The sequence below is a fragment of the Kitasatospora sp. NPDC058243 genome (assembly GCF_042882025.1).
Classification (GTDB): Bacteria; Actinomycetota; Actinomycetes; order Streptomycetales; family Streptomycetaceae; genus Kitasatospora.
Genome location: NZ_JBHVWW010000122.1, coordinates 1 through 10569 on the forward strand (window position 1 = coordinate 1; position 10569 = coordinate 10569).

8 protein-coding genes and 1 tRNA gene are annotated in these 10569 nt (G+C 71.3%); 5 read left to right on the forward strand and 4 right to left on the reverse strand.

The genetic code is table 11. From position 1 onward, the window contains the following. Window positions 1-160 precede the first annotated feature (160 nt). A complete protein-coding gene (locus tag ACFVX9_RS38960) occupies window positions 161-427 on the forward strand; it encodes a Uma2 family endonuclease (RefSeq protein WP_387986950.1) in 267 nt (88 codons plus the stop codon). A 112-nt stretch (window positions 428-539) separates the two neighbouring features. Here the strand turns inward: ACFVX9_RS38960 and ACFVX9_RS38965 are convergent, their stop codons facing one another. Next, window positions 540-1553 carry a hypothetical protein gene (locus ACFVX9_RS38965; protein WP_387986953.1) on the reverse strand — a complete coding sequence of 338 codons (1014 nt, stop codon included), beginning with the start codon at window positions 1551-1553 and terminating at the stop codon, window positions 540-542. Continuing rightward, on the reverse strand, window positions 1550-2080 hold the full coding sequence (locus ACFVX9_RS38970) for a SigE family RNA polymerase sigma factor (protein WP_063348334.1): 531 nt from the start codon (window positions 2078-2080) through the stop codon (window positions 1550-1552). Before ACFVX9_RS38970 ends, ACFVX9_RS38965 begins: the two co-directional genes overlap by 4 nt. A gap of 187 nt (window positions 2081-2267) precedes the next feature. On the opposite strand from ACFVX9_RS38970, the gene hrpA reads away from it, so the two are divergent. Then, entirely contained in the window at window positions 2268-6254 is a 3987-nt protein-coding gene (gene hrpA, locus ACFVX9_RS38975; RefSeq protein WP_063348335.1) for an ATP-dependent RNA helicase HrpA, read from the forward strand. A 118-nt stretch (window positions 6255-6372) separates the two neighbouring features. Continuing rightward, window positions 6373-6446 (forward strand) — tRNA-Asp (locus tag ACFVX9_RS38980). Window positions 6447-6812: 366 nt separating this feature from the next. On the opposite strand, the gene bldC is transcribed toward ACFVX9_RS38980, so the two are convergent. Together bldC and ACFVX9_RS38990 are read right to left on the reverse strand one after the other, a co-directional pair. After that, the gene (gene bldC / locus ACFVX9_RS38985) at window positions 6813-7019 is read right to left on the reverse strand and encodes a developmental transcriptional regulator BldC (RefSeq protein ID WP_014137253.1); all 207 of its coding nucleotides are present in this window, start codon (window positions 7017-7019) and stop codon (window positions 6813-6815) included. A gap of 485 nt (window positions 7020-7504) precedes the next feature. Then, window positions 7505-8401, reverse strand: coding sequence for a hypothetical protein (locus ACFVX9_RS38990; protein WP_380482378.1), 897 nt, complete (start codon window positions 8399-8401; stop codon window positions 7505-7507). 199 nt (window positions 8402-8600) lie between these two features. Here ACFVX9_RS38990 and ACFVX9_RS38995 point away from each other — a divergent pair, with 199 nt between their 5' ends. Both ACFVX9_RS38995 and ACFVX9_RS39000 read left to right on the forward strand, forming a co-directional pair. After that, window positions 8601-9758, forward strand: a complete 1158-nt coding sequence (locus ACFVX9_RS38995) for a Glu/Leu/Phe/Val dehydrogenase dimerization domain-containing protein (RefSeq protein WP_063348337.1) — start codon at window positions 8601-8603, stop codon at window positions 9756-9758. A gap of 416 nt (window positions 9759-10174) precedes the next feature. Continuing rightward, complete coding sequence (locus ACFVX9_RS39000) at window positions 10175-10432, forward strand: DUF3073 domain-containing protein (RefSeq protein WP_063348338.1); 258 nt, start codon at window positions 10175-10177, stop codon at window positions 10430-10432. Window positions 10433-10569: the final 137 nt, after the last annotated feature.

The following is a 10569-nucleotide window of genomic DNA, read 5'->3' on the forward strand; positions in this document are numbered from 1 at the left end:
AGGCCAAGAACATCACCCTCACCGCCGTCGCCAACCACTTCGGCGTCTGGCCCGCCACCATCTCCACCCTCGAACGCGGCACCCGCCGAGACGACAACCTCGCCAACGCCTACCGCGAATGGCTCACCACCGCTTGACAACCCATAGGAGCATCAACCAGGTGCCCGCCGAGCTGGCCGCGATCGCGGTCGAGCTGGTCTCGCCCTCCAACCCCGAGAACGACTGGGTCGGGAAGGTGCGGGACTACCCGCTGATGGGGATCCCGCTGTACCTCCTGGTCGACGCGCGGGAGAAGACCGTCACCCTCTTCAGCAGGCCGGACGGCGCCCGGTACCACCGGCGCGAGGACATCGCGTTCGGCGAGACGATGCGCGTTCCGGCACCCTTCGGCTTCGAGCTGGTCACCGGCGACCTGCTGCCCTGCTGATCTCGGGCGGCTCCCCTCGGGTCAGCTCGCCAGGCGGCCGGGCGAGCTGACCCGAGGGGGAGGTGGGCAGGTCGCGCGGGCGGCGTCGAGGCCGGCACGGCGCCGGGAGGGTTCAGTAGGAGCGGAACCAGCTGGCGTCGGTGCCCAGCACGGAGCCGTCCGCCGCGTAGTACGTGAACGTGCGGGCCTGGGCGCCCGGCTTCCTGGCGATCGCGTACCAGCGCGTCGGGGAGTCCCCGAGGGCGACCGGCGCCGACTCGCTGACGCCGCCGGTGTCCCAGGTGACCACGATCTTCGCAACCCGGGGCCGGACCCCGGCGATCACCACCGGCGAGGCGCCCAGCTCCCCGCCCTTGAACCCGAGCATCGTCCCTCCTCCGGAGGTGGCCCGGTCGATGATCGCCCCGTCCGGCACCCCCGGGGCGGGGGTGTCGTGCATCGCGTCGTCGACCTGGCGCTGCCCGTCCACGGTGGCGTAGAGGTTCACCAGGTCCACGTCCGGGCGCCAGCTCCGGTCGATGTCCGCCCGGGTGGTCTCCGGCAGTTGCGGGATGGCCGCGTGCCGGTCCTCCCAGATCAGCCGGGCCTGTCGGAGGGCGTCCTCCTTGGTGGCGGCCGCCGGCCAGAACGCGGCCCACGCCTGCCACTGCCTGCCGTTCGTGGTGCCCTGGCCGACCACGACCCGGACCGGGGTGAACGGATCCCGCGCGGGAGCGGTCGGTGTCGCGGCGGCCCCGGCGGCCCCGGCGGCCCCGGCGGCCTCTGCGGCGGTGACGGTCGAGGCGTCCGCCACCACCGCCCCCGCGTCGGCCGCGTTGCCCGGCCCCCGCCCCCGCCCGAGCCCGCCGAGCGCCGTCCCCCCGACGACGGCCGCCGCGACCAGCACCGCCACCGCCCCGCTGGTCAGCAGCCGCCGGCGCCGCAGCCGGCGCCGCCCCCCGGCGACCAGCCGGTCGTACGGGACGGCCCCGATCTCGACGCTTCCGGCCAGCTCGCCCAGGACCCGCGCCGCCGCGGCCTCGGCGCCGGCCGCGCCCCCGGCCCCCGCCCCGGCCGTGTCCTCGCCGCCCGCACCGCCCACGTTGCCCATGGCGCCCTCGCCGCCCACGTTGCCCTCGTCGCTCATCTTCCGCCTCCGATGCTCGCCAGCCCGTTGAGTGAGGAGGCCTCCCGCAGCTTGGCCAGGCCCCTGGCCGCCTGGCTCTTCACCGTCCCGACCGAGCAGCCCATCGCCGCGGCGGTCTGGGTCTCGGTGAGGTCCTCCCAGTACCGCAGCACGACGGCCTGCCGCTGCCGGGGCGGCAGTGTGCCGAGGGCCGTGAGCAGCGCCGCCCGTTCGTCCAGCCGCGCGTAGCCGTCGGGGCCCTCGGGTGCGGCCCGGTCGGGGACGGCGGTGACCAGGTCCTCGGCCGCTCGGCGGCGGAACCGCCGGGCGTGCTCGTTGATCAGGATCCGGCGCACGTAGGCGTGCGGGTCGTCGGCCGCCCGGACCCGGCTCCAGGCGACGTACGCCCGCTCCAGGGCCTGCTGGACCAGGTCCTCGGCGGTGTGCCTGTCCCCCGCGAGCAGGTACGCCGTCCTGAGCAGCCGCGTCCACGCGCTGCCGGTGAACGCGCGGAACTCCTCGTCCCTCGCGGTCTTCTGGGCTCCCATGAGCACCTCCTCAACCCCCAGAGCCCGAAACCGCCGCGAACCGTTGCCTGGCCCGGCCCGGAGCCGCCCGGCCCGACGTCGCCGGCACCCGGACCCGCCGTTCGCGCTCGGCCGCCGGTGGCTGTGACACTGGAGAGGCTCGAAAACCGAGGTGCGCGCCGCCGTACCTCCTTGCGAACCTAGAGGGATGCCCGCAGTGAGTTCTCCCGCAGTCCAGTCCGCCCCCGCACCCGCCGAGGGTCCCGGTATCGGCGAGCTGGCCGCCCGCCTGCCCGAGCTGACCCTTCGCGACCAGGTGCGGATCGGGCGCCGACTGGAGGGGGCCCGTCGGGTCCGCAAGCCCGAGGCCCGGCAGAAGGTCGCCGCCCAGATCGCCGCCGACATCGACCGCGCCGAGCTGCTGGTCGAGCAGCGCCGCGGTGCCGTCCCGCCGATCAGCTATCCCGCCGAGCTGCCGGTCAGCCAGAAGAAGGACGAGATCCTGGCGGCCATCCGGGACCACCAGGTGGTGATCGTCGCGGGTGAGACCGGCTCCGGCAAGACCACCCAGATCCCGAAGATCTGTCTGGAGCTGGGCCGCGGCGTGCGCGGTCTGGTCGGCCACACCCAGCCGCGCCGGATCGCCGCCCGTACGGTCGCCGAGCGGGTCGCGGAGGAGCTGCGCACCCCGCTGGGCGAGGCGGTCGGCTGGAAGGTCCGGTTCACCGACCAGGTCGGCCAGGACACCCTGGTCAAGCTGATGACGGACGGCATCCTGCTCGCGGAGATCCAGACCGACCGCGAACTGCTCCAGTACGACACCCTGATCATCGACGAGGCGCACGAACGCAGCCTCAACATCGACTTCATCCTCGGCTACGTCAAGCAGCTGCTCCCGCGCCGACCGGACCTCAAGGTCGTGATCACCTCCGCGACCATCGACCCGCAGCGCTTCGCCCGGCACTTCAACGACGCCCCGATCGTCGAGGTCTCCGGCCGCACCTACCCGGTGGAGGTCCGGTACCGCCCGCTCGTCGACGACCTGGACGAGGACGACGACGCGACGGACGCCGACCGCGACCGGGACCAGATCCAGGCGATCTGCGAAGCGGCCCAGGAGCTCCAGGCCGAGGGCCCGGGCGACATCCTGGTCTTCCTCTCCGGCGAGCGCGAGATCCGCGACACCGCCGACGCCCTGGACAAGCTGAAACTCAAGTCCACCGAGGTCCTGCCGCTGTACGCCCGGCTGAGCTCGGCCGAGCAGCACCGGGTGTTCCAGCGCTCCGGCAGCCGCCGGATCGTCCTCGCCACCAACGTCGCCGAGACCAGCCTCACCGTCCCCGGCATCAAGTACGTGATCGACCCGGGCACCGCCCGGATCTCCCGCTACAGCCACCGCACCAAGGTGCAGCGGCTGCCGATCGAGGCGGTCAGCCAGGCCAGCGCCAACCAGCGCAAGGGCCGCTGCGGCCGCACCTCCGACGGCATCTGCATCCGGCTGTACTCGGAGGAGGACTTCCTCTCCCGCCCCGAGTTCACCGACGCCGAGATCCTGCGCACCAACCTGGCCTCGGTGATCCTGCAGATGACGGCGGCGGGCCTCGGCGACATCGCCGCCTTCCCGTTCCTGGACCCGCCGGACTCCCGCAACATCAAGGACGGCGTGCACCTGCTGCACGAGCTGGGCGCGCTGGACCCGGACGAGAAGGACCCGCGCAAGCGCCTCACCGCGCTCGGCCGCCAACTGGCCCAGCTCCCGGTGGACCCGCGGATGGCCCGGATGGTGCTGGAGGCCGACAAGAACGGCTGCGTGCGCGACGTGATGGTGATCGCCGCCGCGCTGTCCATCCAGGACCCGCGCGAGCGCCCCGCCGAGAAGCGCCAGGCCGCCGACGAGCGGCACCGCCGGTTCAACTCGGAAACCTCCGACTTCCTGTCCTACCTGGCGATGTGGCGCTACGTCCGGGAGCAGCAGCGCGAGCTGTCCTCCTCGGCCTTCCGCCGGATGTGCAAGGCGGAGTTCCTCAACTACCTGCGGATACGGGAGTGGCAGGACATCTACACCCAGCTGCGCACGGTCGCCAAGCAGTTGGGCGTCACCATCGAGGAGCCGCACGAGGACGCCGAGCCGGACGCCGACCGGATCCACCAGTCGCTGCTGGCCGGCCTGCTCTCCCACATCGGCCTGTTCGACGTGGAGAAGCGCGAGTACGGCGGCGCGCGCGGCGCCCGGTTCGCGGTGTTCCCGGGCTCGGGCCTGTTCAAGAAGCCGCCGCGCTGGGTGATGTCGGCCGAGCTGGTGGAGACGTCCCGGCTGTGGGCGCGGATCAACGCCAAGATCGAGCCGGAGTGGGTGGAGCCGCTGGCCGGCCACCTGATCAAGCGGACGTACAGCGAGCCGCACTGGGAGAAGAAGGCCGGAGCCGTCCTGGCGTACGAGCGGGTGACGCTCTACGGGATGCCTGTCGTCGCCCAGCGCAAGGTCAACTACGGGCGGATCGACCCGGAGCTGTGCCGCGAGCTGTTCATCCGCAACGCGCTGGTCGAGGGCGACTGGGAGACCCACCACCGGTTCTTCGCCGAGAACCGCAAGCTGCTCGGTGAGGTCGAGGAGCTGGAGAACCGGGCCCGGCGCCGGGACATCCTGGTCGACGACCAGACCCTGTTCGAGTTCTACGACGCCCGGCTGCCGGAGGACGTGGTCTCCACCCGGCACTTCGACTCCTGGTGGAAGACGGCCCGGCACGAGCAGCCGGACCTGCTCAACTTCGAGAAGTCGATGCTGATCAACGACTCCGCGGACGGCGTCACGGAGGCCGACTACCCGGACCACTGGCAGCAGGGCAAGCTGCGCTTCCAGCTGACCTACCAGTTCGAACCGGGCAGCGACGCGGACGGCGTGACCGTCCACATCCCGCTGCCGGTGCTCAACCAGGTCACCGCGGAGGGCTTCGACTGGCAGATCCCGGGCCTGCGGACGGAGCTGGTCACCGCGTACATCAAGTCGCTGCCGAAGGCGATCCGGCGCAACTTCGTGCCGGCGCCGGACTTCGCGAAGGCGGCGCTGCGCGCGGTGAAGGACCGCCAGGAGCCGTTGCTGCCATCCCTGGAGCACGCCCTCAAGCGCCTGACGGCCATCACCGTGCCGCCGGAGGCCTGGGACGACGAGCGGGTGCCGGACCACCTCAAGGTGACCTTCCGGGTGGTGGACGGCCGCCGCAAGCTCGCCGAGTCCAAGGACCTGGAGGAGCTGCGGCTGCGGCTCAAGCCGAAGCTCAAGGAGACGCTGTCCTCGGCGGCCTCCGGCCAGGGCATCGAGCAGGGCGGGCTGACCGCCTGGCCGGGCGGCCTGCCCGTGCTCCAGCGCACCTTCGAGCAGCGCTCGCGCGGCCATTCGCTGCGCGCCTACCCGGCCCTGGTGGACGAGGGGGAGTCGGTCGGTGTGAAGCTGTTCGACACCCCGCAGGCGCAGACGCAGTCGATGTGGGCGGGCACCCGCCGGCTGCTGATGCTGACCACCACCTCCCCGGCCAAGTCGATCCAGGGCCGGTTGGGCAACCAGGCGAAGCTGGCGCTCTCGCACAACCCGCACGGCTCGGTGAACGCCCTCTTCGAGGACGTGGTGGCCTGTGCGACGGACCGGCTGATGACCCTGGCCGGCGGACCGGCCTGGGACGAGGCGGCCTTCGGCACGCTGCACGACAAGGTGCGGGCGGACCTGTACGACCTGTCCGCGGACACCACGCTGAAGACGGCCACCGCGCTGATCGCCTTCCACAAGGCCTCGACCCGGCTGAAGTCGGTGAGCAGCCCGGTGCTGCTGAACGCGGTGAACGACATCCGGCTGCACCTGGCCTCCCTGGTGCACCCGGGCTTCGTCACGGACACCGGCTGGCAGCGGCTGCCGGACCTCAAGCGCTACCTGCTGGCGGTGGACCGCCGGCTGGAGGCGCTGCCCAACCACCCGCAGCGGGACGCCCAGCAGCTGCTGAAGGTCCAGCAGGTGCAGCGGGAGTACGGGGAGCTGCTGGCGGCGGTGCCGGCCGGCCGGCAGCCGTCCGCGGAGGTGCTGGCGATCCGCTGGATGATCGAGGAGTTGCGGGTCAGCTTCTTCGCCCAGTCGCTGGGCACACCGAGCCCGGTGTCGGAGAAGCGGATCACCAAGGCGATGGAGGCTGCCAGGGCCACGCTCTGAGCTGGGCGGCGGCCTCCTCGAGGGCCCTCAGGTGCCAGTTCGACCTGGGGGCCCACCATGGGCTACAGTCTGTCTTGTTCGCAGCGCGGCAAGCGAGTGAACGAGATCAGGAAACTCTGGTCCCGTGGAGCAGTTGGTTAGCTCGCCACCCTGTCAAGGTGGAGGTCGCGGGTTCAAGTCCCGTCGGGATCGCCGCAGTGCGAGAGGCCCGGAACCGTCAGGTTCCGGGCCTCTCGCTTTTGGCGTCCGGTGTTTATCCCGGACCAGGTCCAGACCACAAGTGACAGACGGTGTGACGGTCGTCACTTATCTTTTCCCGAGAGCACCCCCGCACCACCCTCACCAAGACCTCACTAATTTAATATGTAAAATTGTACAGCCATTAACTGTAAATCCCCCCCGCATCATGCGCATCATGCGCATCAAATCGTTATCCGGAGTTCAGCATTCCGTACGTTGTGCCGAGTACCCGGGCACGGCGGGCGGGCATGGCAAAGGGGCCGCTTACCGGACCCGGCGGAGTCCGGTAAGCGGCCCCTTTAAAGAGCCTTTGGCCTATCAGGCCTCAGTGCGCTGAGCGGGAATCCCGGCCAGCAGAGCGCGCACCTCCGCCTCGCGGTAACGGCGGTGACCGCCGAGCGTGCGAATGGACGTCAGCTTGCCCGCCTTGGCCCAACGAGTGACCGTCTTCGGGTCCACGCGGAACATGGTGGCGACCTCTGCCGGCGTCAGCAGGGGCTCAGCATCAGGGGTACGAGCGGTCATGAGCGGCCTCCTCGGGAGAACCGAACCAGGGCGGTTCTATCCTTCAAATTCTGCACCTTGGCCCGCGATGCCCGAAATGGCATAGACGGGCCGAGTCGGTTATAGGACGAACGGCTTGTCCTGGTGTCTACAACTACACCATCCGTCCAGCCCTATCGACCAAACCGCCAAAATTGACCCCTCACGGGTTCAAGAGCGACGGATGGCGATGGACCACCCCATAACGGGCAGTCACGCGGCCGTGACGCCTGGTTACGAGGGGACCAGACCCCCTGTTTCCCCGCAAAGCACGCATCGACTCCAGAACCACCCAAAAGTGGGCATGCCCGCGTGAAGTTGGGCTGGTTGTCCCATTTTTGCACATAGGGGTAAGTTCGCGTCAACGGTGAGTAGTGTCACGTTCGACAGCTATTGACCCGAACCGGGACCTTGGTCATCCAGCTCGGGCCATAGGACTCTTACAGTCATACACGGGTGGTCGGACGTCAGTTCGCGTACCGCAGCGCCAGCACCCTGCGCCAGCGCGCCGTCAGTTCCCCGTACGCGTGCAGCGCCTGCGCGGTGTCCCCCGCCCGCAGCGCGCGCAGCCCCTCCTCCAGCTCCCCCGCCGAACGATCCGCCAACAGCCGCTCCGGCCCCAGCACATGCACCAGCCCCCCGTAGTCCAGCTCCACCAGCGAGCGCGGATGGAATTCCTCCAGCCACCGCCCGATCTGCTCCGCCCCCCGGACCAGTTCCCCGTCCGGCACCTCTTCACGCAGCGCCCGGAAGGCCCGGGCCACCCGGCGGCGCGCCTGCGCCATCGGCACCAGGTAGAACAGCGCCGCCGCCCGCCCCGGTTTGCCCGGCTCCTGCGCCGGCACGAAACAGCGGTCCTCGTCCCCGAACGGCAGGAACCAGCGCACCGGCACCTCCCACCGGCTGGTCAGGATCCACGGCCGGGCGTCCGGATGGCCGGCCCGCCAGCGCTCCCGGTCCGCCTCCGCCGCCGCCCGGGCCACCGGCGGCACCGCGGTGTCCAGCAGCGCCACCGGCGCGGCCGCCCGCAGCTCCTCCAGCGCCTGCCAGCTGCGCAGCCTGGTCGCCCACGGGCAGACGTACAGCACGCCGTCCACCACCCGCAGGTAGGCCCGCCCGCTCTCCCGCTCGGGCAGCGCCCGGGGCGTCCGGGCGGCCAGCTCCGCCAGCGCCTCCCGCTGCTCCTCCAGGACGGCCGCGGCCACCGGCTGCGCCGCCTCGACGGCGTCCGGGCCGTGCTCCGCCGCGTAGGCCTGCCAGCGCACCCGCTCGGACTCCGGGTAGGCGGCCAGCGGCTCGTAGACCCGCAGGTGGGCGGCGTAGGGCGGCAGTACCGAGGTGCGCACGACGGTCACGTCCTGCATGGTCGCACGCGCCGACCGGCCCCGGGAGGGCGCGCCCCCGAACCGTTCGCGCCCGCACCGCGCACCCCCCTGCGTCTCACTCCTCGGACCACCGGGACAAGCTCGGACAAGAGGGCGGATCGGCGACGCTCCCGCGACTACGCTTCGCCCTAGGCGCCCGCACCACAGCAGGCGGGCCTTCGATACTGGAGTCACCACAGTGACCGACGTACAGACATCCGCCACGCACCCCGCACCCGGAGTGCTCAGCAGGATCTTCCGCACCGAGCAGGACGGCGCCCCCGGCGACGGCCACGAGCAGGTCGTCCTCTGCCACGACCGCAGCTCCGGGCTCAAGGCGATCATCGCCATCCACTCCACCGCGCTGGGCCCGGCCCTCGGCGGCACCCGCTTCTTCCCGTACGCCTCCGAGGAGGCGGCCCTGGAGGACGCGCTCAACCTGTCCCGCGGCATGTCCTACAAGAACGCGCTGGCCGGGCTCGACCTCGGCGGCGGCAAGGCCGTCATCATCGGCGACCCCAACAAGGACAAGAACGAGGCGATGCTCCGTGCCTACGGCCGCTTCGTGGAGTCCCTGCGCGGCCGCTACATCACCGCCTGCGACGTGGGCACCTACGTGCAGGACATGGACGTCATCGCGCGCGAGACGCAGTTCGTGACGGGCCGCTCGCCCGAGCACGGCGGCGCCGGCGACTCGTCCATCCTGACCGCCTTCGGCGTCTTCCAGGGCATGCGCGCCACCGCCCAGGCCCGCTGGGGCCAGCCGACCCTGCGCGGCAAGCGGGTCGGCGTCGCGGGCGTCGGCAAGGTCGGCCACTACCTGGTCGGCCACCTCGTCGCGGACGGCGCCACCGTCGTCATCACCGACGTCTCCGAGACCGCCGTGAACCGCGTCCGCGCGGCCCACCCGGAGGTGGAGGTCGTCGCCGACACCGCCGCCCTGCTGCAGGCCCGGCTGGACGTCTACGCCCCCTGCGCCCTGGGCGGCGCGCTGACCGACGACACGGTGGCCGCGCTCGGCGAGTCCGGCACCACGATCGTCTGCGGCGCGGCCAACAACCAGCTGGCCCACCCGGGCGTCGAGAAGGACCTCGCGGACCGCGGCATCCTCTACGCGCCGGACTACCTGGTGAACTCCGGCGGCGTGATCCAGGTCGCCGACGAGATCGAGGGCTTCAACTTCGACCGGGCCAAGAACAAGGCCACCAGGATCTTCGACACCACCCTGGAGATCTTCACCCGGGCCGCCTCCGACGGCGTCCCGCCGGCGGTCGCCGCCGACCGCCTGGCCGAGAAGCGGATGCGCGAGATCAGCGCGCTGCGCACGGTCCTGCTGCCGGGCGCCCGCCGGGCCTGATCCGGCGCCCCCGGAACCTCGGACGCGCGGGGGGCGGCCGCACCCCCGTGACCCGCCCCCGGGCGGGAGGGGCCCAGCCGTCCCCCGCGCATCACGATGTGGAACCGGATTCTCACTTCTGCGCCCGATCGGGTGATCCAAGGTCCCCCTTGGGGGGATAATCGGTCCTGGAACGACGGACCTGAGACACCTCCGGACAGCGCGCAAACCGCCGCAAAACCTCCCCTGACCTGGGAAGACCTGGTCTCGGGTGCGGTCGGTGCGCGCCACGTCACACCGACGACGTACCGTCCAGCGGCGGAAACAGGTACCGTTAATGCTCCAAGGGACGGTCCTCCCATTCGGGCAGGCCGCTCCTGATCATGAACACGTGTCAGACTCGGGGCCGTGAGCCCCATCGTTGAGGGGGTCGACCCATGGGGCGCGGCCGGGCCAAGGCCAAGCAGACGAAGGTCGCCCGCGAGCTGAAGTACAACAGCGGCGGGTTTGACGCTAACCGTCTGTCCAACGAGCTGGGCGCATCGCCGTCCACCGCTCCGATCGACCCGGAGCCGATCGAGGAGGAGGAGGACGACGACCCGTATGCCGAGTACGCCGCCCGCTATGCCGACCTCGACGACGAGGACGACACCGAGCCGGGCACCGGGCCGTCGCAGGCCTCTCGCCGCTCGTAGCCAGTAGTTTCGCCGACCGGCCCAGCGCCCAGCGCGCCAGGCCGGTCTTCGGCGTTTCCGCGTACCGGATGGCGTACCGGGTGGTCGCCGCCCCCGGGTGGCGGGACGACGGAAGGGCCCCTCCGGTGCGCCGGAGG